This is a genomic window from Mogibacterium pumilum (assembly GCF_002243385.1).
Taxonomy (GTDB): Bacteria; Bacillota; Clostridia; order Peptostreptococcales; family Anaerovoracaceae; genus Mogibacterium; species Mogibacterium pumilum.
This window is the reverse complement of record NZ_CP016199.1, coordinates 237,760-263,219: the sequence shown is the minus strand read 5'-3', so window position 1 is coordinate 263,219 and position 25,460 is coordinate 237,760. Positions and strand designations below refer to the sequence as shown.

Genomic DNA, 25,460 nt, shown 5'->3' with positions numbered 1-25,460 from the left:
GTCTCCGCCGAGGTAAGTCAGGTATACGAGAGCTCTCAAGCTAACTAGGAAGTTACCGTAAAATCCGGTAACGTTACCGATACTCTTCTCTGCACGAACGTACTCACCGTTCTTAACTGTTAGTCCAGGTAAGTACTTGCCAAGGAAGTCTTTGCATCCGCAAGGACCGCTTCCAGGACCACCACCACCGTGCGGTGTGGAGAATGTCTTGTGCAGGTTGAGGTGAATTACGTCAAATCCAATATCTCCAGGACGTACTAGCCCTATTACAGCATTAAGATTAGCTCCATCGTAGTAGCAGAGTCCGCCAGCTTCGTGAACAAGCTTTGTGATTTCAAAGATGTTCTCGTCGAAGATACCTACTGTGTTAGGGTTTGTGAGCATCAGACCTGCAGTCTTGTCGCTAATCTTAGACTTGAAGTCATCCATGTCTATGCTTCCACGCTCGTTAGACTTAACAACTACAACCTTGAACCCTGCCATTGCAGCACTTGCAGGGTTAGTTCCGTGAGCAGCATCTGGAATTAGGATTTCATCCTTGTGTCCGAGACCCTTATCACGTAGATATGCTTTGATGAGGAGTAGTCCTGTGAATTCTCCCTGTGAGCCGGCAGCTGGCTGGAATGTAACGCGGTCCATGCCTGTGATTTCGCATAGGTATGACTCCAGTGTATCTATTGCCTCTGTGCAGCCTTCTACTGTTTTAGCTGGCTGAAGAGGGTGGATGTTAGTAAATCCTTTGAGTGAAGCAACAGCATCGTCAATCTTAGGGTTGTGCTTCATTGTGCAAGAACCGAGCGGATAGAATCCGTCGTTAACTCCATGAGCTTCCTTTGCAAGAGCTGTGTAGTGACGCCCCATCTCGTTCTCAGATACTTCCGGAAGATGAGGAGCGCTTTCTCTCATCGGAACATCAGGTAGTGTTACAGCAACATCGCAAGCAGGGAATAGATCCTGACCTCTGCCAGGAACACTTCTTTCAAATATAAGTTTCATTATCTGCTCACCCCCTTAACGATTTCGATTACTTCATCCATCTGTTCCTTAGTATTGAGCTCAGTTGCGCACCAGAGAATCTCTGTGTCGCTTAGCTTTAGCCCTCCAAGAATACCCTTGTCGGCAAGTGCCTTGAGGATAGCGTTAGCATCAGCGCAAACTGTTACGAATTCATGGAAGAATGGCTTGTCAAACTTGAGTGAAAGACCTGCGCTCACAAGTCCTTCAGCCAGATAGTGCGCCTTGGATGAGCAAAGTGTTGCAACCTGCTTAATCCCAGCAGGACCAACAGCTGTCATGTATACACCGGCTTTTAGTGCACAGAGAGCCTGGTTTGAGCACACGTTGCTGCTAGCCTTTTCTCTACGGATGTGCTGTTCTCTAGCCTGTAGAGTTAGTACGAATCCGCGCTCGCCACGGGAGTCAACTGTCTCACCGACAAGTCTTCCCACGATCTTACGAGTGTTCTTAGCAGTAGTTGCCAGAATTCCTAGGTAAGGTCCGCCGTATGCAAGACCTAGTCCAAGAGGCTGTCCCTCACCACAAACGATGTCTGCGCCGATTTCGCCAGGAGTCTTCAGAACTCCAAGAGCGATAGGGTTAACGCTCATGATTAGCTGTGCACCAGCTTCGTGAACGATTTCAGCAATCTGGTCAGCATCTTCTACGATACCGTAGTAGTTAGGATACTGCATCAGGAAGCAAGCTGCTGTCTTATCCTCTGCGAGGACACTCTTGAGAGCCTCAACGTCAGTAACGCCACCGCACTCGCATGCAGGAACAACCTTTACTTCAGTATCTCTTCCAAATGAATATGTCTTGATTACTTCAAGCACTCTAGCATCTACAGTTTCTGATACGTATATAGTGCTACGCTTACGATCTTTAGTCATCGCACAAGCTTCAGCAGCTGCGGAAGCACCGTCATATAGCGAAGCGTTTGAAACATCCATACCGGTAAGTTCGCATATCATAGTCTGATATTCGAAAATTGACTGTAGGATTCCCTGGCTGATCTCTGCCTGGTACGGCGTATAAGCCGTGATGAACTCCTCTTTGCTTACTACTGCGTTAACGGCAGCAGGGATATAGTGGTTATAAGCACCGGCACCGCGGAAAATCGAATCGTATACGACGTTGCGGTTTGCCATTCTCTCCATAATCTGTGCTGTCTCTAGCTCAGACTTGCCTGCCGGAATGTTGAGATCTCCTTTGATTCTAGCGGCAGCGGGGATATCTTTAAATAGATCTTCCCAATCCTTATAGCCGATATCGCTTAGCATCTGGAGCTGTTCTTCTCTAGTGTTAGGAATAAAGGTACCCAATTTGAACCTCCTTGTACGAAAGTGTTAAGGTGAATGCGGTTTATGCTTCTGCCGACTCTACAAATGCGTCGTATTCGTCTGAAGTTAGAAGTTCCTCTGTCTCAGTTACATCCTTAACCTTGATTAGCCAAGTCCCGGTTGCGTCCTCGTTAATTGTCTCAGGTGCATCGAATAGGCTCTCGTTGATTTCAGCAACGATTCCTGTAACTGGGGATAGCACGTCGGAAACAGCTTTTACAGACTCTATATCACCGAATGCATCGCCGATTGTAACTTCATCGTCAACCTCTGGAAGGTTGATGAATACGATGTCACCAAGGCTATGCTGAGCATAGTCAGAAATACCAATAACGCATAGACCATCTTCTTCTGCAATCCACTCATGCGACTTTGAATACTTTAAATCTGCCATTTTATTTCTCCTTTGTATATGTGATTTAGTTATAAAATATCATTTTTAACAAGTACAGATTGGCTTACTGCTCTCTCTTATAGAAAGGAAGCTTAACCATTTCCGCATCAATCTTGCGACCACGAACATCTACCTGAACAGCGGCACCGATTTCGCGCTTTGCGGCGTCAACGATAGCCATTCCGTAAGAGCCGTTTAGATATGGTAGGAATGTTCCGGACGTGATATATCCGATCTTCTCGCCATCTCGGTAAACGACACACTCTTCTCTGATGATTCCGCGGCCAGTAACTTTGATTCCAACTCTTCTCTCCTTGAGTGGAGTTGCTGCTTCGATTGCAGCCTTGCCGATGAAATCAGGCTTGTCCATCTTGATTGCAAAACCAAGACCTGCGATTTTAGGTGAAATATCATCGTTCATATCGTGCCCGTATAGCGGCATTGCTGCTTCCATACGGAGTGTGTCGCGAGCTCCGAGTCCACAAGGAATCAAGCCGTCTTCCTTACCTGCTTCTATTAGGATTTCCCATATATCTACAGCCTTGTCTGCTGGCATGTAGATTTCGAATCCGTCCTCACCTGTGTATCCAGTTCTGGATAGAACACAAGGGATTCCCTGAATAGAACCATCGAAGTTAGCTGTGTAGTAACCTGCAGGAATGAGCGCTGGATCAGCAACTTTAGCGAGAATAGCACCTGCTTTAGGTCCTTGAAGAGCGAGCTGACCCCAGTCATCGGAAGCGTTTACGATTTCAACACCATCAATCTTGTGATCAACCATCCAAGCGAAGTCTTTTTCTGTATTAGCTGCATTTACAACTACGAAATAGTCGTCTTCGTCACGCTTATACACGATTAGGTCATCTACAGTTCCACCATGCTCATTGCACATCGGGCTATATCTAGCCTGACCAACTCCGAGGTCAGTGAAATCATTAGTTAGTACGTAGTTAAGATATTCAACAGATTTAGGGCCGCTTACGATAATCTCTCCCATGTGGGATACATCGAATAGACCGCATGCTGTACGAACTGCCATGTGTTCCTGTTTGATACCTGACTCATACTGAATCGGGAGTAAAAATCCGCCAAATGGTACGATTTTACCACCGTATTTAACATGGGTATCATATAGTGGTGTTTTCTTATCCATCAAGACTACCTCCTTGAGTGTTTTCGATTATATACATTGAATATACTCAAAATATAGCATAGTAAAACATTGCAATCAATGAACAAAAGCACGACATCAAAAGTTTATTTTGTGTCATGCTTTTTTATAGAAATGTTAAATATATAGCCTTCGCATAAAGTAAATTAATGGGTTAATATCATAAAGATAACCTGCAATGTACGAGTTGTTGAGCTGCTCGTTTAGCGTGTGAATATGTTGAGGTGCAAACAGCGCTGTGAGTGGGAACATAAGGGCTAGGAACAAGCAGATGATGATCGCTCCTTTAATAGCCCCGAACAGTAGACCGATGCTCGAGTCGACCGTGCCTAGCAGATTTTTACTCTTTCTTCCGCGCATAATCCGCCTTCTTATAAATGTAGAAATAATCCACACTAGTCCGACTATCACCGAGAAGGAGATGATAGTAATAGATAGGTTAGTAAATCTATTTACAGTGGTCGTAATGCCATCGAGCCCAAACGCTTCGAACTTAGTGCGCAGAACTTTAGGGATGAACTGCAGTAAGTCTATCTCCTGACCGTTGAACTTCTTGGTGAGCTTGCCCTTCATAAAATCATCAATAGGCAGCGTAAAGAGCAGTGACCTGATCCTATCGGTGTTTAGGATGCCGATTATAACTCCACCAGAAATAGCAGCTAGTCTGACGAGAGATTCGAGGAAGCCCTGTGACTTTCCGCGAAGCGCGCATATTAAAAAAACAACTATGATCATAATGTCTAAAATCATAAATACCTCGTTGTTAACGGATTAGACCTTGACTTGTGAGCCACTCTCGTGCAACAGCTTCCGGCTCTTTGCCTTCAACGTCTACCTTATAATTCAACTCAATCATCACCTCGTTTGTCAAGAGCGGTGACAGCTCGTTGACTAGCTTCTTGAGCTCTGGGTGTTTTGATAATACCTCATTTCGTATACAAGGAACAACATAATATGGCGGGAAAACCTGATCTGAATCTTCCAGTATTACGATATCAAATTTTTTGAGCATGCCGTCAGTAGTCCATGCATCGATAACATCAACTTTGTTGTTCATCATTGCAGTGAAGCGAGGAGAACCATCTATTGCTGTCATACTCTTGAAGCTCATATTGTATCTCTTTCGAAGTGCCGCCATAGTATCATTGCGGTTCTGAAATTCTATTGTGCTTCCGAGACGCAATTCTTTTGAAACACGGTTTAAATCAGCTAATGTTTTGAGTCCATAGTTTTTGGCTGTATCCGGTCGTACCGCCAGTGCGTAGGTGTTGTTACAGTTGCACTGGTTAAGAACGGTTACATTATCTTTGGCATAATCATGAACACACTGCTCATAGACTTTCTGCATATCCGTCTCTCCGGAATGCTTATAGATACTTCCATATATCGTTCCTGTATAGTCGATATACATATCTATCTCACGACTTTTAATCGCCTGATAGGCAACCTGGCTACCTCCGAGGTTGGATTTGCGAGTGACTTTTATATCTGTCTTATCCTCAATATAGTCGGCATAAAGGTTCATTAAGATAGACTGCTCTGTATAGTCTTTGCCGGCCAATATGAGTTCTTTGCTATTGTACTTGTAATTTCCGATTATTCGTGTACCGACAAGGCAGATTATTATGATGATAAAACTCCCTATTGCTATTTTTATTCTTCTTCTGCGTGCGGCTAGGTTTATTGAACGCTTACGACCATGAAATGATTTCTGAAGACTGATTGGCGTTAACAGCTTTTCGATAAAGCCCATCAGAAAATCGACAAGTAGAGCCAGCAAGCATGCCGGAATAGCACCGGAAAGAATCTGCAAATTATTTACAGTTCGTATACCTGCAAAAATCGGGTAACCAAGTCCGCCGGCGCCGATAAAAGCAGCCATAGTCATAGTACCGACTGCAGTGACGGCAGAGATGCGGACACCGGCCATAATGACAGGCAGTGCCAGTGGAAGCTTTACTCGTGAAAGAACCTGCCAACGTGTCATACCAATAGCAACAGAAGACTCTACCAGCAGCGGATCTATATTAGTGATTCCGGTGTAGGAGTTCTTAATTATAGGCAGAAGCGAGTATATGATTACCATGACGATAGAAGGCAATCTTCCGATTCCAAGTAAAGGAATGCAGAGACCAAGTAACGCCATAGATGGAATAGCCTGGACAATATTTGCGATTGCTATAACCGGTCGGTTTAAACCGTGCACATAGCCGATTAGGATTCCAAGCGGAACACCAATCAGAATCGAGATACCTACTGCTATGGAGGTCATTTCGATATGGGTTATAGTGTAACCGAAGATTTGAGAGGCGTGTTGAGCCATATATGAAAATAGTGTAGTCATTACTACTTCACCTCCTCTTCTGACATGTTGTCAAGGAACTGCTGACTCATGGTTGCAATGAGCCTACTGCTGGTCAGTAGCCCAATTATACGACCGTTATCATCTATAACAGGCAGGTTGCTCACGTCAGTCTCTCTGATAGTCGTGAGTACATCCAAAATATTTTCGTCAGGATGCACGGTGTGTTGTGCAGAATACATGATATCTCGAGCCCTAGAGCTTGGTCGCGGTCTGTTTAGGAAAGATTGTCTGCCGATTATTCCCAGCAGAGTTCCTTCTGAATCTACTACAGGCAAGGTATCAATATGATGTGAACGTAGTATACGAATACATTTATATGCAGAAACATCTTCTCGAACAGATATCGGCTCCGTAATCATAAAATCCTGAACCTTAATATACTTTGGTGAACTCCATATGCGGTTTAAACCGACAAAGCTTTCTACAAACTCGTCAGCGGGATACTTCATGATATTTTCAGGAGTATCAAACTGAACTACACGACCTTCATTCAAGATGCATATGCGGTCGGCAATCTTTATCGCCTCACTCATGTCGTGTGTAACAAATACCATAGTCTTTGCTTCGTTGCTCTGAATGTGAATAAGTTGATCCTGTAATGCACTTCGCGTAATTGGATCGAGTGCACTGAAAGGCTCGTCAAAGAGTATGATTTCCGGTTCATTAGCGAATGCGCGCGCAACGCCAATACGTTGCTGCTGCCCGCCCGAAAGCTCACCCGGGAAACGATCCAAATACTCGGTTGGATCCATGGAGACCATCTTCATGAGTTGTATAGTCCGAGCAGCGACTTCATCTTCCGGACGATGTTCAAGTCGTTCGATAATTTCAATATTTTCTCTAACAGTCAGATGAGGGAGAAGTCCGCCCTGCTGGATGACGTATCCCATACTGCGACGAAGCTCAACCTTATCTATCTCATCCATACATTTGCTATCAAGGAAAATCTCACCGGAGGTAGGGGTAAGCATACGGTTGATCATCTTTAACAATGTCGTTTTGCCACAACCGCTTGGCCCAATCAGGACAGTAAGTTCGCCCTTGCAAATAGTCATGGAAATATCTTTAAGCACGCGGACATTATGAAATGACTTACTTACGTTCTTAAATTCAATCATGGTATACCTCCTCGTATATTGCATTTTATTGACATATCATTGTTCTGCTAATTTGCGGGTTATAATTAATTGTATTTTGGATGCGTTTTTCAATATCTTTGGATAATGTTGATGATAATACGATTACAAGGTGAATATTTTTATATACTTATAATTATTATATAGGAAAAAGATGAGAATAATGTGAACTTCATTGAATGATTGGAAGACGATGTTATAATTTAGGATAACAAGCTATTTCTATATAAATAAAGATGACCTAAAAGATTAATATAGAGGAGAGGAGAGGATATGACAGAAAGTGCAGAGAGAATTGCTAAGCTAAGACAAATTATGGCTGAAAGAGGCATAGACGCATACGTTATTCCGATGGCGGATTTCCATCAGAGTGAGTATGTAGGAGAACATTTTAAGGTGATACGATATGTCACAGGTTTTTCAGGTTCGTATGCGACAGTAGCTATCACTAAGGACAAGGCTGGACTATGGACTGACGGAAGATATTTCACACAGGTTCATACTGAGTGTGAGGGAAGTGGCGTTGAGCTCATGAAGATGTTCGTGGACGACACTCCGGGAACTGTCGAGTGGGTTGCACAGCAGGTTCCGGAGTGTGGTAAAGTCGCATTTGACGGCAGAGTTCTATCCATGGGCGATGGGCAGGCATATGAAGAGGCTCTTGCGGGCAGAAATGTAGAAATAGACTACGAGCAGGCGCTTGTCGAAGAAATCTGGAAGGACAGGCCAGCTCTTTCAGAAGAGCCAGCATGGTTTCTGGAGGAGAAGTATAGCGGTGAAAGCACTGGAAGTAAGCTGAACAGAGTTCGTGAAGAGATGAAGAAGGTCGGAGCAAATGTTCACCTAGTAGCATCCCTTGACGATGTAGCGTGGCTTCTGAACATGCGTGGTAACGATATCGATTTCTTCCCGCTCGTCCTAGCGTACGTAATTGTTAGAGAAGACAGTGCGGATCTCTATGTAGATGAGAAAAAACTAAACGACGACCTACGCAAGATGCTCGCTGAGAACAACGTGAGTGTTCATCCATACAACGATATATATGAGGATGCGAAGCAGGTTGATGCAAGTGCAACTGCTCTTATCGATCCTATGAAGATGAACTATGCTCTCTACAAGAATCTCCCATGCAAGGTTGTGCAGGGTGTAAATCCAACAATTCTGATGAAGGCAATCAAGAATGATGTCGAGATTAAGAATGTCAGAAATGCCGAGCTCAAGGACAGCGTGGCGCTCACTAAATTTATCTGCTGGGTTAAGAATAACTACGATAAGATGAAGATCACCGAGCTCAGCGCTTCCGAGAAACTGACACAGTTTAGAAGCGAGCAGGAGGGCTACATCCGAGACTCCTTTGAACCGCTTCATGCATTTGGCGCACATGCTGCGATGATGCATTACTCGCCAACTCCAGAGTCAGACGTACAGCTAGAAGGCGGACAGATGCTTCTCTCAGATACAGGCGGTGGATATCTCGAAGGCTCGACTGATATCACTAGAACTACAGTTCTCGGCTCAATCAGCAAGGAGATGAAGAGGTATTACACAGCGGTATACAGAGCTATGCAGCACCTATCGGCAGCGAATTTCCTCTATGGAAATCACGGCTGGTCACTCGATGTACTCGCTAGACAGCCAATCTGGGATTTGAACAAGGACTTCCAGTGCGGAACTGGACACGGCTTCGGATATCTAGGAAGTATCCATGAGCCACCAACAGGTTTCCGCTGGTATATCGTTCCTTCCAAGAATGAGCATCATCAGTTTGAGCCAGGCATGATGGTGACTGACGAGCCGGGAATCTACGAAGAGGGCGAGTTCGGAATCCGTATAGAGAACAACTTGCTGACTGTAAACGGCGAGAAGAATAAGTACGGACAGTTCATGCATTTCGAGACACTGAACTTCGTGCCTATTGATCTCGATGGAATCGATCCAGAGGAACTGACAAGATCGGAGAAGGAATGGCTCAACGAATATCACAAAGCGTGCTTCGAAAAGCTTTCACCTTATATGAATGACGAAGAACTCGCATGGCTCGAGAAATATACGAGGGCGATTTAAGGAGCTGTGTCACGGAAAAAAGTGTTTTAACAACCCGAAGTCTTCGAAATACTGCGATTTTCGGGAAAGAATGTGGATTCGGTTAAGTATTTAGAAATATTGATTATTTTTTACCATATGTATATTCAATCACATGTTAGAGATGTATAATAAACGTATATTTGTACATGCATAAATGGACAATAGAAATGGAGGAACATTATGCTTAATAAGTCTAAGCTAGAAAGAGTTGTTGCAAAGATGAAAGAGCAGGATATGCCGCAGATGATTATCACTGATCCGGTGAGCGTCTTCTACATGCTCGACAAGTGGATCATTCCCGGAGAGAGAATGCTTGCACTATACATCAATGTAAATGGAGATACACAGCTTGTACTGAACAAGCTCTTCCCTCAGACAGAGGATCTTGGTGTGCCACTAACATACTATGATGATATCGAGGAGCCTGTTGAAATCTTGGCTAAGTTCATTGAGAAGGACAAGACTATCGGTATTGATAAGAACTGGCCGGCTAGATTCCTGCTCAAGCTACAGGATCTAGGAGCTGGAAGCAAGTTCGTAAACGGTTCAGTAATCGTTGACAAGGTTAGACAGATTAAGGACGAGAAGGAACGTCAGCTTATGAGAGAGTCCGCTCAGAAGATCGACAAGGTTATGGATCAGCTAATTCCTTACGTTGTAAAGGGTCTAACTGAGAAGGAACTTAACGCTAAATGCATCGAGCTCTGCAAGGAAATTGGATTCCAAGGTCTATCATTCGATCCTATCACAGCATATGGTAAGGGCGGAGCAGATCCGCACCACGTAACTGACGACAGTAAGGGTAAGTACGGAGAGTCCGTAGTACTCGATATCGGTGGCATGTGGAACAACTACGCATCAGATATTACCAGAACAGTATTTATCGGCGAGATTAGCGATAGACAGAGAGAAATCTACAACATAGTTCTCGAGGCTAACAAGAGAGGGATCGCTGCTGCTAAGCCCGGCAACAAGATGAGCGATGTCGACAAGGCAGCTAGAAACTACATCACAGAGAAGGGCTTCGGTGAGTACTTCACACACAGAACCGGTCACTCAATCGGACTTGAGGATCACGAGGTTGGTGACGTTTCCCTTGTAAATGACGAGATTATCGAGCCGGGACAGTGCTTCTCCGTTGAGCCGGGTATCTATCTATATGATGAGGGAATCGGTGTTCGTATTGAAGACATACTTTACATTACAGAAGATGGATGCGAGGTACTGAATGCATATCCGAAGGAAGAGCCAATCGTTGTTCCTGTGGAAAAATAGATAAAATTAATTTAAGGAGAAATCAATTTATGGCAAAGATTACAGAAGGTTACATGCCTTTTCTCGGCTATGAGACTTATTATAGAATCGTTGGCGAGAAGAAGGACAATGGGAAGGCACCACTGATTTGTCTGCATGGTGGACCCGGTTCAACACACAACTATTATGAGGTTCTCGATAACCTCGCTGATGATGATGACCGTCAGATTATCATGTATGACCAGATCGGTTGCGGAAATTCATATCTCGATGGACATCCTGAGCTATGGACTCAGGACACATGGCTAGATGAGCTTGATGCTCTAAGAGAACACCTCGGACTGGACGAGTGCCACATAATCGGACAGTCATGGGGCGGCATGATGCAGATTGCATATGCTATTGAGAGACAGCCTAAAGGTATCAAATCTTTCGTTATCTCCAGCGGACATCCATCAAGCAGTCTCTGGGAGAAGGAAGGCCTAAGACGTATCAAGATGATGCCAGAGCACATGCAGGATGCAATCAACCAGGCTCTTGAGACTGGTGAGTTCTCCGGCGAAGCTTATGATGAAGCGGTTGCTGAGTATATGCATAGATACTGCGATTACTGGATTGGTGATGAGGCTCCAGAGTGTTGCACACGTCCTAAGAAGGGCGGCGGTGAAGCTTATCTATATGGATGGGGACCAAACGAGTTCGCACCAACAGGTTCACTCAAGGACTTCGAGTACGTAGATAGACTAGGCGAGATTAAGATTCCTTCGCTCGTATGCAGCGGAATCTCCGATCTCTGCTCACCACTCATTGCGAAGACGATGGCAGATGGAATTCCTAACTCAGAGTGGATTCTTTGGGAGAATTCAAGACACACATGCTTTGTAGACAGACACGATGACTACTGTGAAGTGCTCATCGAGTGGCTCAATAAGTACGATAAATAGTATTTTGAACTGCAATTTGGTTTGTATTTGATTGAATCCGAAGATATACGGATAGAATGTGATATATTTCAAATAATATAAAAGCGCAACAGTTTGTTATGTTGCGCTTTTAGTGTTGTTATGGATTTTCATCTGTATCCTTTTTACCTGTATTCATAGTGTCCAGGAACATCGACAACGTATACGCTCTCGGGTACCCACCCGAGCGGAAGGTGTTCTCCCTTTCAATCGAAATTCGGGTTTGTTTTTCGCTTTTCTGCTATGTAGGCGTTTCTGTGATCAATTTGAGCAGCGTGACTGTTAAATTTCCGACCGCATCGACATTTGAACACCTTTACCTGTTCGTAATGTCCTTGTTCAGGAACCCAGACCTTTTGCTTTGATTGAGTCTGAACACTGCTTGATGAAGAAGAGGTAGAGGAACTGCCATTTGATTTTTCGCTCTTTTTGTCTTTTGATTTATCTTTAGCCTTCTCCTTCTCCTTCTTCTTCTTCTTCTTCTCTTTTTTGTCCTTCTTGTCAGATGAAGAAGACTCTTCTGAATCATTATCAGAGTCTGAACTGCTGTCAGAGGCAGATTCTGTCTGCTTGTCATTTTTGCTCTTTGTTTTAGCTTCATCCTTTCCCTTAGTCGCTTTGCTATTACAACCGATTAAGGAGACAATGATAATTAGCACCAAGAACACTATAATGATAATTTTAATTTTCGTTTTTACATTAGTATAAAATTTTGATTTCAATACCCTATTCATATCTATCCTTTAATCTTTTTAACATTTCCATTCGCCTATCCACACACTTTTGCTCCAAAATGTATGAAAATAGTATTGATACAAAGTATAATAGCACCGCAAATTGATAGTTAACTATAAAAAAAGATAAGTATCAATATTATCAATAAGCAGGACGACATTATTATTAGATTCAATCGGAAGAAATGAAAATAAATGGTAAAAGGTGGGTAAATTCAAGGTAAAATATATCAATAATGTTACGTGTTTCTATCTCAATTATAAGTAAAGAAGGACAATATCATGAAGAAAATTTTGCTTTCATTAGTACTGGTGGTAACGTTAATGTTTCCACTTCCTGCCTTTGCTGGAGCTACTGATACGGAATCAGAAGCAGTCATCGGTACACATTCAGCAAGCACAGAAGCAGATAGTGCTGCTGATAAGGGAACAGATGTGTCGGCGGCAGGTGCTGAAGCAACGAGTGTTACCGATAATCATACTGATTCGGGGAAATGGACAAGTGAGGATTTTACTTACACCGATATCAGTAAGACAATTTACGGTTGTGACTACACGAGAACCATAAATGTTGAAGGAAAGGCTATCAGTGGTTTCTCCGCAAAAGGAGAAGCTAAGTTTAAAAAGAACAAGAATCTTGTTCTGCCATCCAAAGATGACAAGGGTAATACTATCGTTGGTGTAGCAAGCAATGCCTTTCAGAAGAAGGGTGTTGAGTCGGTTGTATTCCCGTCCGGCATGCTCACATCATATAATGATACAGTTACTCACAAGATTACACGCAGAGGTAACTTTGTTATTGCAGAGGGAGCATTCGAAGGCAATAAACTGACGAACGTTACGCTTCCAGATGGTGTTCTGGCAGTTCTTCCTAATGCATTCATGAACAACAAGATTAAGACTGTTACACTGCCTAGAACCATCTGGTGGCTTGAAACTCAGGCATTTGCAAACAATCAGATAAGCAAGGTTAATTTCCCGCTTACAACTTATTTCCAGTTGGAAATGCATGGAATGACCTTTGCCAACAATAAGATTAAATCTATTAGACTTCCGGATTTTACAGCGGTAGTAAATAAGCACGTATTTGTTGGAAATCCTGGTATGGAGCCATTATCCGCCGAAGGTAAAGCGGCACTCAAAGGTAATTTTGCAGGCAGCGGAGTTGTGTATATGTACTCTGGAAACTTTGACCATAAGAATATGGACAGGATACATACGACGGACAAGACTACAGCTAGTACTAAGTCATGGGTTCAGAAGTTAATTAATTATGACGGTACTCCTGAGACTGAAAACAAGGATACTGAATCTTGGAATGTAAATGACTTTACATTTGACGGACAGAAAATTACCGGGCTTAGTGCAAGCGGTAAGGAGAAACGTAAGGTTAACAAGGATCTCGTGCTTCCTGACTATAATGCAAGCTTAGACAAGATTACAGAGATAGCAGATACAGATTCAACAACAGGTTTATTTGCTACAGCAGATGAGAAGTTCGACTCTGTAACACTCCCTATGGATTTGGAGAAAGTTGGTAAAAATGCGTTCCGTGATTCGGGACTCAAGGAAGTTGCTTTCTCTCCGGTTCTTAAAAGCATTGGAGATACTGCATTTCAGAGCAACAATATCAAGACTGTTGTTCTGCCTGATACTCTCACTTCACTTGGTAAAGGTGCTTTTGCGACAAATCCTACAATCGAGAAGATCAATCTACCAAATAACCTAGCAGAGATTCCTGACAGTGCATTTGGGTGCAGCGATAAAAAGAACTGGATGACAGGACTCACTTCTATCGAGATTCCGGCAAGTGTCAAGAAAATAGGTACGAGAGCATTTGCAGGAAACAACTTTACAAATATCAAGGTGCCAAAGGGCGTTACAGAAATCGGGGACTACGCATTTTCAACCAAAAATTACCTACTCAAGGAGGCTCAGATTTGTAATCTGGAGCTACCAGAGGGATTAACTACCATCGGCAAATATGCGTTTAGAAATAAGAAAGTTGCCGAGCTTAAGCTTCCTGCAACTGTGACAGCACTTCCTAAGAACGTGTTCGCTAAAGAAGTCACTTCTGCATCGGGAAAGACGGAAAAGTACGATTTGGTAACTAAAGTTTATGTCGATGATATTTCAAAGTATAGCGACACAAGCAAATTCCCAAAATCTGAATTCCACAAGATACTGTCTGATGACGTAAATGTATGGAATGCAGAGGATTTTACATATGCAGACGTTGTGCTAGACAGCAACAACTCACCTGCACCGGCGCAGGACAACATGAATATCATAACTGGAACTATCCACGTTGTAAGCGGTCTCACAGACAGCGGCAAGGCAAAGCTGGCAAGTAACAAGAACCTAGTTGTGCCTGCCGTGGATGATAACGGTAATAAAGTTCAGGGTGTTGGCAGCAATGCATTTAAGAGCCTTGGACTCGAGAGTGTTGATTTGCCTAAAAACGTGAAGGCACCAAGCAATGGACAGTGGGATAGCAATGTAACTACGAGAGGTGATTTCTTCATCGGATCGAGTGCTTTTCAGGGTAATAACTTGACAGAGCTCACAGTTCCGGAGGGTACTATTTATATCGGTGGAAATGCATTCAACAAAAATAAGTTGAAATTGGTAAAATTCCCTTCGACTTTGATGCTAATATCTAACGGGGCGTTTGCAAACAACGAGATTACAAATCTTGAGTTCCATAAAACCACGGATTATCCACTTTCAATTGATAACATGGCATTTGCTATGAACAAGATTGAATCGGTACAGTTGCCTGACAAAACAGAGAAGGTCACAAAGTGGACATTCCTTAGAAACACAGGAAAAGAACCTGTTACCACAGGAAACGCTAACGAGAAAAAGGGCGGAATTGTGTATATGTACATAAACGAACCCGGTGCACTCGTTGATGATATTAGTAATGGTAAGTCACACGTGCAGCTACTCAAGGCAAATCAGAACATTCCAAGTGATGAATCTCCTTGGAACAGCGACGACTTCACATACAACGCTGCTGGAACAGTTGTTACAGGACTTACAGAGTCCGGCAAGGCAAAACTCAAGAAGAATGACACACTTGTAATTCCAGAGACTAACGCTAGCGGAGTTAAAGTCGTTGCAATCGGAAACGGTGTTAGCAATGTACTTGCTAGCAACGGCCAGATTGGAACCTTCGGATTCGCTGATGCTGGCAAGATATACGTGCCTAAGACGGTTAAGCTGCCACCTACAATCAAGCAGATAGGTGACTTTGCATTCGCAGGAACTATCGATAACACAGCTAAGAAAGTATACGGAGTAGTTAACGTCAACCTGCCAGATGGACTTGAGTCGATTGGTAATTCCGCATTCCTCAATGCTAGACTTACATCCATCGTCCTTCCAAATTCAGTTAAAAAGCTTGGCATAGGAGCGTTTAACGGAACTGATTTGGCTGAGAAGATAGTTATCTCGAAGTCACTCAAGGAAATCCCTGACGTGGCATTCGGCAGAACTAACGACACAATAGGACTTGCCGACAAGGCTGCGGTTACTGATATTGTGATTCCTGAAGGTGTTACAGATATTGGCAGAAGAGCATTCGTTGGATGCAAAGCCAAGACTGTTAGTCTACCTGATAGCCTAACCAAGATTGGCGACAATGCGTTTATGAATAATCAGCTTACAGAGGTTACTATTCCTAGCGGAATTACAAGTATCGGAAGATCTGCATTTGAGAAGACTGCAGAGGCAATACCTTCAACGCTTAAGTCACTTAAGTTTAAGGAAGGATTCAACGGTAAGATTGGATCCAATGCATTTTTGAATCAACTTTTGACTTCAGTTGAACTTCCTAAGTCATTTACCAAGCTAACAGGGGTAGATAAGAGAGCGTTTAGAGGAAATCCTGTAAAGCCAACACTGCTGACAGAAAACAAGGAAGTAGTGGATGCTTATAACAACATGCCTAACAAGGCTGAACTTACATACGTTGTTAAGTATGATAATTTAGTGGGAACCGGCTGGACTAGCGAGGACTTCACATACAGTGCTGACGGATCGACTATCACAGGTCTTTCGTCCAGCGGAATCACGAAGAGAAACGGTGGAAACCACAAGCTGGTTCTTCCAAACGAATCTCCTGCAGGCGTAGATATCACAGCAATCGCTGACGGTGCGTTTGCTATTCCGGAGTCGGAAGTAAAGGTTGGTAAATATGATTTTACTTCAGAGAACGGTTTCGAGTCAGTTAAGCTACCTGCTAAGCTTAAGTCAATTGGCTCTAGAGCATTTGAATATAATATGCTCAAGGAGCTTGACCTCGAGTCAGAGCCGGAGCTAACCAAGATTGGAACCAGTGCATTCCATGGAAACCGCATCATGAGGCTGCATATTCCGGATTCAGTAAATGATTTAGGTGAGGGTGCTTTCTCTGCAAACTCAATCATTGAGCTCAAGATGTCCAAGAACGTTACAAAGATTCCACAAGCGGCATTTTCGATGAATATTCGTCTTCGTGAGATTGAGATTCCTGACACGGTTACAGAGATTGGTCAGATGGCGTTTGCAGGAGCTAGACTTGAATCTCTCAAGATTCCGGCATCTGTGAGAAAGATTGGCGAGAAGGCATTCCACCTGCATCACCTAACAGAACTGACGATACCTGGAACAGTTAAGGAAATTGGCGATTCCGCATTTGAAGGAACATATAAGTCTCTAACGCTGACAAGCCTCAAGATCGAGGAAGGCGTTGAACACATCGGAAAGTTCGCATTTAAGGAAGGCTTGCTGACAAGTGTTGACCTACCAAAGTCACTCAAGACTCTAGGTAATGAACCTTTCATGAACAACACAGGAACTGATGCAAATCACGTTGTAATCTTGAGAACTGTAAACCCGGATCACTTGGCATTCAACACTGGTGCAACAACTCACCGTGTAATGATGTCCAAGGCGATGATCACATTCGATGCAAATGGCGGCACAGTTGAGAAGGGATACGCTGTACTCGATGACAACGGCAGAGTTGACAGCCTACCGACACCAACAGCTCCAGATGCACTGCATGAGTTCGAAGGCTGGTTCACAGAGCGTGAGGGCGGTAAGAAGGTAACTGCATCTCAGAAGTTCAATGACGGCACAAAGCTATATGCTCACTGGAAGCAGAACACTACATGGAATGAAAAGGACTTCACCACTGATGGAGATACAATCACTGGTCTATCAGAAGTGGGAAAGGTGAAACTTGCTGTGAATCCAGATCTCAAGCTTCCCGTGGCAGTAAATGGTACTGCCATCAAGAAGATAGGAACTGGCGCATTTGCCCCTGCTAAGACAGGTGGAAATCCAATCAACTCGGTAACAATCCCTGAGGGTGTAACCGAGATTGGACAGGCAGCATTCTATGGTGCAAATCTGAAGTCGCTAGAGCTGCCAAAGTCAGTGAAGATAATCGGCAAAATGGCATTTAGCGGCGCGCCTCTCGAGAATGTGAAGTTCTCCGAGGGCCTTGAAAGTATCGGTGATAATGCATTTGAAGGACACAAGCTCGTTAAGGTTAAGTTACCAGATAGTCTCAAGACTATCGGTAAGTCTGCATTCAAGAGTAGATCACCAGAGCGTGCAAGTATCAAGGAAGTTGAGTTTGGTAAGTCGCTACAGTCGATAGGAAGGGAAGCATTTGCTAACCAGAACATCAAGGAGATAAAAGTACCAGAGACACTAAGGGACGTTCCAGCTAACGCATTCAAGGGCAACGTTGTGGATGGCAAGGATGCTAAGGTCAAGCTAATATCTTCTAATGAAGATCAGCGCAAGGGAACTGGTGCTTACTCTAACTTCAAGGTTAAGGACCCAGCAGCAACATTCTATGTGCCATACAAGGTTGAACTTCTATCCAATGACGAAGATGCCAAGACTACAGAGCTAACCACCGATGAGAACGGAAAGATTACACTAAACGCGCTACCTGACAAGGATGTGTGCACAGCATTTGAAGGCTGGTTCACAGCTAAGACTGGCGGTGTGAAGGTAGATGGTACTCAGGCGTTTACAGAAGATACTAAGCTGTATGCACACTGGCTCGTGAGCCATGACCTCGAGGAGATTGCAGCAAATGCACCAACCACTGAAGCGGATGGAAACATCAAGTACTGGCACTGCAAGAAGTGCGATAAGTACTACCTAGGCAGCGATGCAAAGCACGAGATCAAGAAGTCCGAAACAGTGATTCCGAAGATCACTTATAACTTCGAGATTGGAGACAATGCGCTCTGGACAAAAGGCGATGGGGATCTCCTATTCGTCGTAAAGCGTAGCGTGGACGATGCAAATACGTTCGATAACTACTATGACGATAAGATTCTTCTAGATGGAATTGAGCTAGTAAAGGATGTTGACTACACATCTGAAAAGGGGAGCGTAAGAATTACTCTCAAGAAAGCAGTTTTAGACAGACAGAGCACAGGTAGTCACACTTTGACAGTTGCTTTCAAGGATAAGAGAGGTGGAGCTTCGACAAACTTTACTATCAGAACGAAGAATCAGCCAATCGTAAATGGCAACACATCTAGCTCAAATGGCAACAGAGATGCGAGCGCTAAGTATCACGGATACAGAGTATCAAGAGCCGTTAAGACTGGTGATACGACAGTAATTGCGCTGTATCTAGCTATGATGGCTATTGCGGCAGGTGCACTCGCGGTATTTGCCAAGAAGAGAAAGAGTGAGAAGTAAAAGATCTTTTCACAAGGATAGCAGCAGCTAGTTAAGTGAGATAAAACAGGTAGAAGTTCAAAAATTTCTGCCTGTTTTTAATTTGAAAAATGCACGGCTCTATGATAAAGTAAACTGATATGCGAGATAACAATTTCTACATGAAAGAAGCTTTGAAAGAAGCCTATATAGCTGCAGAGCTCGGAGAAGTTCCGGTCGGAGCTGTTATAGTGAAGGACGGTGAAATTATTTCCAGAGCTCACAACATGGTGGAGGCATATGCATCTTCATCGGCTCACGCTGAGATGCTGGCGATGGATACAGCTGAAGCAAAGCTTGGCAGTAAATGGCTGAGCGGATGCGAGCTGTATGTAACGCTTGAGCCGTGCTCGATGTGTGCGGGAGCGATGGTACTCTCGAGGCTGGATAAGCTTTACATAGGGACGATGGATCTTAAGAATGGAGCAGCTGGTTCAATATTCGATATTACGAATGAGGCACATCTCAACCACAGGATAGATGTAGAACGCGGGATACTTGCCGATGAATGTGCGGAGGTGCTTACCAGCTTCTTTAGAGAGCTAAGGATAACTAAGGCTCAGCTTCGCAAGAAAAATATAGATGTAGTCAAAGACAAAGTCGATATATTGGAGGAAAATTAGATGAAAAGAAGAGGACTAATTGCAGTTCTGTCAATGCTTATGGTTATTATCAGCACATCTATGTGCTTTGCAGCAGATGATACAGCTTTTGCGCTGAAGTCGTCATACCCTAAGAATGGTCAGAAGAATACCTCAATTGAGAACCTGGGGGTTAAGCTTTACTTCAACCACTCTGTATCAAGCAAAGCAGCACAGGCTAATAATGCAAAGAGCGTTAAGATTGTAGACAAAGACGGCAAGAAGATCCCGATCAAGGTTCTGACTGCTAACGATGACTCAGGCCTTGTACTTGTGCTTGGAGACAGCACTAACAAAAATTTCAAGGTTAAGAATAACTCTGAGTATAAGCTTGTAATCAGTGCTGGTTTCGTTGATGACAATGGCAATACTCTCGGTAAGGAGACTGTTGTAAAGTTTAAGACTTTCAATCAGACGCTAAATACAACTATCAACATGATCATGATGGTAATCATGTTCGGTGGAATCATGGTTGTGACAATCAGACAGCAGCACAACAAGGATGACGATGAAAAGGTTGAGAAGGAAAAGTCCGGAGAAACCACATTCAATCCTTATAAGGAAGCGAAGAAGACTGGCAAGTCAGTTGAAGAAGTAATCGCTGAAGAGAAGAAGAGAGTTGCCAAGGCTGAGAAGCGCGCTAAGAAGAAGGGCACACATAAGGTAGAGGAGAAACTGGAAATCAGTGAGTTACTCCCTAACGTGTATAAGGTTCATAAACCAAGCCCTGTTAAGAGTCGTAAGTCAGGACATAAAAAATCTTCGAAGTAATTCGAAAATTCGCAAATTATATATAACATTTTTGTATAATAAATAGTACAATGTATGCGAGGGTGCAATGCATCCTCGCATTTTTAGAATCCAGGGTGAGATTTATGAATAGAGATGCTGTAAAATCATCTGAAATCGAGCTTAATGCATATGCCAAAATCAATCTTTCGCTATATGTACTATCCCGAAGAGCAGATGGTTATCACGACATAAAGTCATTCATGCAAGGTATCAATATTTTCGATACCTTGAAAATAAAAACTAAAAAAATAAATAATTACAATTACAATTGTTTTTTTTCAGAAACTAACATATACTTGTTTTCAGCTAATAGGAATATTCCTTTAACTGCGGACAACCTGGCTGTAAAGGGCGCGATATCTGTCGTTAGAGCGATTTCTGGTAGATATAATCTTACTGATTTGATGAAGGAGAGAGGTGCAGACTGCATCTCAATCGAAATCGACAAGAAACTGCCTGTGGCAGCTGGCATTGCTGGTGGCAGTGGAAATGCTGCAGCGGTTATGCTCGGAGTGAACCACTTGCTCGGTAATCCACTATCTATGAGAGAACTCATGGATGTTGGAGTTAAGGTTGGAGCGGATGTGCCTTTTTCTATAATGATGAATACATATCTTAATGCTGACGAACTGGAGGGATTACCCAAGATTGAAGAGGCTAGCAGTGCTGCGATAGTTTCCGGAATTGGGGAAGTGGTTGAGGCAGTTGAGCCGAGACCATATTTCGTGATTTTATTTAATCCGAGTATTGCCGTATCTACTAAAGAAGTCTATGAGGCAATAGATAGGAAGCTAGAAGACACAGATTATGCTCAGAGGGAAGTAGATATTAATCTCTTCTACAATGACCTTGAGCTGTACACACTTGCGAACTACGAAGAAGTGCAGAGTTTAGTGTCGCGAATTCGCGAAAATTTGCAGGCAGATGAAGTTCTGATGAGTGGAAGCGGGCCGACTGTGGCAGCTTACTATACTGAATACACTAGGTTCGAGGCTGATTATAAGGCTTTAGAATCTGCTAGATGGGTTGAACCGACTTGGCGATACTGGAAGACGAAGAGCGGAGGGCATGACGTATGGAGTTAGATTTTCAGATTCAGAAACCACTTAGAGAGCTAGTATACATGGAGCTCAAGAAACGAATTCTAACGGGTGAAATAGAGGCACACACAAGGCTCATGGAAATTGACCTGGCGGAGAAGATGAATGTAAGTAGAACGCCTATCAGAGAGGCGATTCGCAAGCTTGCTAACGAAGGTCTGGTGGTCATCGAGCCGCGCCACGGTGCATACGTATCTGAGATTTCGATTAAGGATCTCGAAGATGTATTTGAGGTTAGAGAAACCCTCGGTGGTCTCGCTGCTTCTATTGCTGCGGTTAAAGCTACTGATGAGGATAAAGCAGCTTTAAAGAAGTTGCTCAGACTTAGCGAGCTTGCAATGGAGAATAACGACAAGGATGAGATGGTAGAGTATGACGTTAAGCTCCATAATTATATAGTTCAGTGCAGTGGTAATAGGACCCTCATGCAGATGGTTAAGCAGGCGCAGGATCTCTCGATGAGATTCCGTTACTTATACTATGAGAGCCAGGGCAAGTATATGATTCAGCCGGTTGAGCATAAGAAGATTGTAGATGCAATCATAGCTGGCGATGCAGAAGCAGCTAGAAAAGCAGCATCAGATCATATCAATACGCTCAGAAAGTTTATCGTAGAGAAAGACAAAGGAAATGGCATGATATAAAGGTCTTTAGAGTTTAAAAGGCGAAAAGCATGCAAACTTAGAGAGTAATCGAAACTGACATATCATTCCTTCTGTTGTTGCGGTCAGGTCGTAAACTGCCCGCTTTTTTAGTACTTAAATTTCACATTCTCACATATCAGTATTTTACTAACAGGTGTCTCCCGATTGCATATTTTCTAGATATATACAAACCTGATGCGTAACGAAAAATTTGGGTTATAGGACAAAAAGAGTTGGTAAAAACCGCTGTGGTCGTTGAAATTTCAATGGATGCAGCGGTTATATCTTTTTTGAAAGAAGATACAGGGTGGACAAAATGAGTTGGTAAAAATACCGGTAAAATTTCAATGTATCGTAGAATATACATAGAGAACAACGATAGAGACCCTAAAACCCTTGAAAATCGGCTGAAGTTAAGGCAGTCCAACAAAGGTTAATGTTGACTAGCGAATTTCAGGAGTGATATATTGGATACAATCAATGATTGTGTGAATTAATTCAAGCTGGGATATCCAAAGTTGAACAAGTTATTGTATGACACTTTTCATAAGAAAATGTGTCGGTAAAACATATTATACGAGGAGGTTTATTATGAAATTTTTAGGAAAGCATAGTTGTATGGGTATTGGATGCGTTGCAGCAGGATTCCTCGCTGGAACAGTTGGCAAGCTAATACTTACAAGCAAGGACGCTAAGAAGGTTTACACATATTGTACAGCTGCAGTTCTACGTGGTAAGGATACTCTTATGGAGACAACTACAACTCTCAAAGAGAACTGCGAAGATATCTATGAGGATGCTATGGATATAAACGCTGTTCTTTATGCTGAAGAAGAGATGATGATGGTTGAGAGGGCTAGAGCAATCGTTGAAGCATACGATGAGGACAAAGAAGCTGTTGAAAAACAAGTAGAAGAAATTAAGGACGCTGAATAATGCGATTTGTAATACTTCACGAATCTAGTTCTAGGATACGTGTGGGTCTGCCACATTACAAGATGACGATGGAGCGGGCGGATATTCTGGAATACTATTTGAAAAATAAACCCTTTGTCGTGCAAGCAACAATTCACGACAGAACGAGCGATGCGTCGATTAGATATAGGGGTGGTGCAGAGGGACGAAAAGCTCTTCTCGAAGCATTGAGGACTTTCTCTTACAGTGATGAAAAGGCTATCGCGCTAGTTCCGGAACAGACCAGCAGGGCACTGGATCATAAGTACCAGGAAAAGATGATGAACATGCTCATGTTCAGAACTCTAAGCAAGCTATTCTTGCCAATCTGGGTACGCAACGGTGTGACGATAGTAAAGAGTGTCAAGTTCATCGCTCAGGGTATAAAATCGCTTTCTAAGGGCAAACTTGAGGTTGCAACGCTAGATGCTACTGCAATCACAGCATCTATGCTCAGAGGCGACTTTGACACTGCATCATCAGTAATGTTTCTGCTCAATGTGGGAGACACTCTCGGTGAATGGACTCGTCGCAAGTCGGTTACAGACCTTGCAAGTGTCATGTCACTTAACGTAACAAAGGTGTGGAAGAGGACAGAAGATGTCGACGTGCTAGTCGATGTCAAAGAGGTAAAGCCAGGAGATAAAATTGTCGTTGGAATTTCTAACGTTATTCCACTAGACGGAAAGGTTGTTGAAGGTTCTGTTTCGGTAAATCAGGCGGCCATGACTGGTGAATCTATTCCAGTTCACAAGGAGGCTGGTGGATATGTATATGCGGGAACTGTCGTTGAAGACGGAAGCTGCGTAATCGAAGTTGCTCAGTCAGCAGGAACCGGTAAGTATGACCAGATAGTAAAGATTATCGAGGAGTCGGAGAAACTCAAGTCAGAAACTGAAGAGAGAGCATTCCACCTCGCTGATAGATTGGTGCCGTATTCGCTGGCAGGAACGGCAATAACCTACCTACTGACCAGAAATGTGACGAGAGCGCTGTCATTCCTGATGGTAGATTTCTCGTGTGCACTAAATCTGGCGATGCCGCTTTCGATGTTATCTGCAATCAAGGAGGCTAGCAAGTACGACATTTCGGTTAAGGGCGGTAAGTTCCTCGAAGCAGCTGCAACAGCAGACACCGTAGTATTTGACAAGACGGGGACACTGACACATGCGACACCATCTGTAGTGGATATCATTACTTTTGGCGACGCTAGTGAGAAGGAGAGCCTTAGAATTGCGGCTTGCCTAGAAGAGCATTATCCGCATTCTGTTGCAAATGCAGTAGTTGAAGAGGCTAAAAAGCGTAGTATCTCGCATGAAGAGATGCACTCTAAAGTCGATTACGTGGTTGCTCACGGAATTTCGAGTAACATCGATGGCAAGAATGCGATAATAGGCAGCTATCACTTTGTATTTGAAGATAGTAAGAGCACAGTGCCGGAGGGCGAAGAAGGTAAGCTAGAGACTCTGCCAACAGAGTACTCGCATCTATACCTTGCTTATGACGGAGTGCTACAAGCGGTAATTTGCATATTTGACCCACTTAGAGAAGAGGCTGCCGATGTAATCAAGGAGCTTTATGAACTAGGGGTGTCGAAGGTATGCATGCTCACGGGAGATAACGAGAGAACGGCTGCTGCAGTAGCTAAGAAGCTCGATCTCACGGAGTATCGTGCAGAGGTGCTTCCGGAAGACAAGCTTGAATTTATAAAAACGGAACACGCTGCTGGACGAAAGGTAATCATGGTTGGTGACGGTGTTAACGATGCACCTGCTCTAGCTGAAGCAGACGTTGGAATTGCTGTAAATGAAGGTGCTGCGATTGCGAGAGAAATCTCCGACATCACGATTTCGTCGGATGACCTCCATAGAATCGCGCTGCTGAGAAAGATAAGCATGCAGCTTATGAACAGAATCGATAACAACTATAAGTTCATCGTGGCGTTTAATGCTGGGCTTATTGGACTAGGTGTTGTAGGAATTATCACACCTTCGTCATCGGCATTGTTCCACAACGGATCGACTATACTCAGCGGACTGTACAGCACAACACCGCTACTAAGTGAGTCTGAAGAAGACATTAAGGAGTTGGATTATGAAGAAGCATAGATTTTTCGCATGGGCAACAGTTTTTTGTTTTGCTATGACAATG

General features: G+C 43.4%; 18 protein-coding genes. 10 read left to right on the top strand and 8 right to left on the bottom strand.

The genetic code is table 11. The features are described from left to right. From gcvPB to AXF17_RS01300, 7 genes are all read right to left on the bottom strand, one after another. Positions 1-996, bottom strand: a 996-nt coding sequence (gcvPB, locus tag AXF17_RS01330; RefSeq protein ID WP_237049053.1) for an aminomethyl-transferring glycine dehydrogenase subunit GcvPB, incomplete at its 3' end; no start/stop codon positions are given. Further along, positions 996-2,321: an aminomethyl-transferring glycine dehydrogenase subunit GcvPA gene (gcvPA, locus tag AXF17_RS01325; RefSeq protein WP_094233462.1), complete on the bottom strand. Its 1,326-nt coding sequence runs from the start codon at positions 2,319-2,321 to the stop codon at positions 996-998. The genes gcvPB and gcvPA, both read right to left, overlap by 1 nt. A gap of 40 nt (positions 2,322-2,361) precedes the next feature. Beyond that, complete coding sequence (gcvH, locus tag AXF17_RS01320; protein ID WP_094233461.1) at positions 2,362-2,733, bottom strand: glycine cleavage system protein GcvH; 372 nt, start codon at positions 2,731-2,733, stop codon at positions 2,362-2,364. 64 nt (positions 2,734-2,797) lie between these two features. Further along, a complete protein-coding gene (gene gcvT, locus AXF17_RS01315; protein WP_094233460.1) occupies positions 2,798-3,886 on the bottom strand; it encodes a glycine cleavage system aminomethyltransferase GcvT in 1,089 nt (362 codons plus the stop codon). Between the two features lie 135 nt (positions 3,887-4,021). Then, the gene (locus AXF17_RS01310; RefSeq protein ID WP_094233459.1) at positions 4,022-4,654 is read right to left on the bottom strand and encodes a CvpA family protein; all 633 of its coding nucleotides are present in this window, start codon (positions 4,652-4,654) and stop codon (positions 4,022-4,024) included. Between the two features lie 13 nt (positions 4,655-4,667). Continuing rightward, positions 4,668-6,248, bottom strand: a complete 1,581-nt coding sequence (locus tag AXF17_RS01305) for an ABC transporter permease/substrate-binding protein (RefSeq protein ID WP_094233458.1) — start codon at positions 6,246-6,248, stop codon at positions 4,668-4,670. 2 nt (positions 6,249-6,250) lie between these two features. Next, positions 6,251-7,387, bottom strand: a complete 1,137-nt coding sequence (locus AXF17_RS01300; RefSeq protein ID WP_094233457.1) for a betaine/proline/choline family ABC transporter ATP-binding protein — start codon at positions 7,385-7,387, stop codon at positions 6,251-6,253. Positions 7,388-7,678: 291 nt separating this feature from the next. Between AXF17_RS01300 and AXF17_RS01295 the strand changes: the two genes are divergently transcribed. The 3 genes from AXF17_RS01295 (at position 7,679) to pepI (ending at position 11,688) form a co-directional block, all read left to right on the top strand. Beyond that, positions 7,679-9,469: an aminopeptidase P family N-terminal domain-containing protein gene (locus AXF17_RS01295; RefSeq protein WP_094233456.1), complete on the top strand. Its 1,791-nt coding sequence runs from the start codon at positions 7,679-7,681 to the stop codon at positions 9,467-9,469. A 201-nt stretch (positions 9,470-9,670) separates the two neighbouring features. Further along, positions 9,671-10,765, top strand: a complete 1,095-nt coding sequence (locus AXF17_RS01290; RefSeq protein WP_094233455.1) for a M24 family metallopeptidase — start codon at positions 9,671-9,673, stop codon at positions 10,763-10,765. Between the two features lie 29 nt (positions 10,766-10,794). After that, positions 10,795-11,688: a proline iminopeptidase gene (gene pepI / locus AXF17_RS01285; RefSeq protein ID WP_094233454.1), complete on the top strand. Its 894-nt coding sequence runs from the start codon at positions 10,795-10,797 to the stop codon at positions 11,686-11,688. A 224-nt stretch (positions 11,689-11,912) separates the two neighbouring features. Here pepI and AXF17_RS01280 read toward each other — a convergent pair whose 3' ends face one another. After that, positions 11,913-12,440, bottom strand: a complete 528-nt coding sequence (locus AXF17_RS01280; RefSeq protein ID WP_094233453.1) for a hypothetical protein — start codon at positions 12,438-12,440, stop codon at positions 11,913-11,915. Between the two features lie 282 nt (positions 12,441-12,722). On the opposite strand from AXF17_RS01280, the gene AXF17_RS01275 reads away from it, so the two are divergent. The 7 genes from AXF17_RS01275 (at position 12,723) to AXF17_RS01245 (ending at position 25,417) form a co-directional block, all read left to right on the top strand. Further along, positions 12,723-19,160, top strand: coding sequence for a leucine-rich repeat protein (locus AXF17_RS01275; protein ID WP_094233452.1), 6,438 nt, complete (start codon positions 12,723-12,725; stop codon positions 19,158-19,160). A gap of 119 nt (positions 19,161-19,279) precedes the next feature. Beyond that, positions 19,280-19,801, top strand: a complete 522-nt coding sequence (gene tadA, locus AXF17_RS01270) for a tRNA adenosine(34) deaminase TadA (protein WP_094233451.1) — start codon at positions 19,280-19,282, stop codon at positions 19,799-19,801. Continuing rightward, the gene (locus AXF17_RS01265; protein WP_094233450.1) at positions 19,802-20,590 is read left to right on the top strand and encodes an Ig-like domain-containing protein; all 789 of its coding nucleotides are present in this window, start codon (positions 19,802-19,804) and stop codon (positions 20,588-20,590) included. A gap of 104 nt (positions 20,591-20,694) precedes the next feature. After that, positions 20,695-21,696 carry a 4-(cytidine 5'-diphospho)-2-C-methyl-D-erythritol kinase gene (locus AXF17_RS01260; protein WP_157682512.1) on the top strand — a complete coding sequence of 334 codons (1,002 nt, stop codon included), beginning with the start codon at positions 20,695-20,697 and terminating at the stop codon, positions 21,694-21,696. Beyond that, on the top strand, positions 21,687-22,355 hold the full coding sequence (locus AXF17_RS01255; RefSeq protein ID WP_094233448.1) for a GntR family transcriptional regulator: 669 nt from the start codon (positions 21,687-21,689) through the stop codon (positions 22,353-22,355). The genes AXF17_RS01260 and AXF17_RS01255 overlap by 10 nt, the downstream gene beginning before the upstream one ends. Positions 22,356-22,946: 591 nt before the next feature. After that, a complete protein-coding gene (locus tag AXF17_RS01250; protein ID WP_237049052.1) occupies positions 22,947-23,291 on the top strand; it encodes a DUF6110 family protein in 345 nt (114 codons plus the stop codon). Further along, the gene (locus AXF17_RS01245) at positions 23,291-25,417 is read left to right on the top strand and encodes a heavy metal translocating P-type ATPase (protein WP_094233447.1); all 2,127 of its coding nucleotides are present in this window, start codon (positions 23,291-23,293) and stop codon (positions 25,415-25,417) included. Before AXF17_RS01250 ends, AXF17_RS01245 begins: the two co-directional genes overlap by 1 nt. The last annotated feature ends 43 nt before the right edge of the window (positions 25,418-25,460 follow it).

What these genes read in the sequence shown, in the direction of transcription:
- AXF17_RS01245 (WP_094233447.1), top strand. Translation starts at nt 23,291, where the DNA reads ATGCGATTTGTAATACTTCACGAATCTAGTTCTAGGATACGTGTGGGT.
- pepI (WP_094233454.1), top strand. Translation starts at nt 10,795, where the DNA reads ATGGCAAAGATTACAGAAGGTTACATGCCTTTTCTCGGCTATGAGACT.
- AXF17_RS01250 (WP_237049052.1), top strand. Translation starts at nt 22,947, where the DNA reads ATGAAATTTTTAGGAAAGCATAGTTGTATGGGTATTGGATGCGTTGCA.
- AXF17_RS01260 (WP_157682512.1), top strand. Translation starts at nt 20,695, where the DNA reads ATGAATAGAGATGCTGTAAAATCATCTGAAATCGAGCTTAATGCATAT.
- AXF17_RS01295 (WP_094233456.1), top strand. Translation starts at nt 7,679, where the DNA reads ATGACAGAAAGTGCAGAGAGAATTGCTAAGCTAAGACAAATTATGGCT.
- AXF17_RS01300 (WP_094233457.1), bottom strand. Translation starts at nt 7,387, where the DNA reads ATGATTGAATTTAAGAACGTAAGTAAGTCATTTCATAATGTCCGCGTG.
- AXF17_RS01265 (WP_094233450.1), top strand. Translation starts at nt 19,802, where the DNA reads ATGAAAAGAAGAGGACTAATTGCAGTTCTGTCAATGCTTATGGTTATT.
- gcvH (WP_094233461.1), bottom strand. Translation starts at nt 2,733, where the DNA reads ATGGCAGATTTAAAGTATTCAAAGTCGCATGAGTGGATTGCAGAAGAA.
- AXF17_RS01280 (WP_094233453.1), bottom strand. Translation starts at nt 12,440, where the DNA reads ATGAATAGGGTATTGAAATCAAAATTTTATACTAATGTAAAAACGAAA.
- AXF17_RS01290 (WP_094233455.1), top strand. Translation starts at nt 9,671, where the DNA reads ATGCTTAATAAGTCTAAGCTAGAAAGAGTTGTTGCAAAGATGAAAGAG.
- AXF17_RS01305 (WP_094233458.1), bottom strand. Translation starts at nt 6,248, where the DNA reads ATGACTACACTATTTTCATATATGGCTCAACACGCCTCTCAAATCTTC.
- AXF17_RS01255 (WP_094233448.1), top strand. Translation starts at nt 21,687, where the DNA reads ATGGAGTTAGATTTTCAGATTCAGAAACCACTTAGAGAGCTAGTATAC.
- gcvT (WP_094233460.1), bottom strand. Translation starts at nt 3,886, where the DNA reads ATGGATAAGAAAACACCACTATATGATACCCATGTTAAATACGGTGGT.
- AXF17_RS01275 (WP_094233452.1), top strand. Translation starts at nt 12,723, where the DNA reads ATGAAGAAAATTTTGCTTTCATTAGTACTGGTGGTAACGTTAATGTTT.
- AXF17_RS01310 (WP_094233459.1), bottom strand. Translation starts at nt 4,654, where the DNA reads ATGATTTTAGACATTATGATCATAGTTGTTTTTTTAATATGCGCGCTT.
- tadA (WP_094233451.1), top strand. Translation starts at nt 19,280, where the DNA reads ATGCGAGATAACAATTTCTACATGAAAGAAGCTTTGAAAGAAGCCTAT.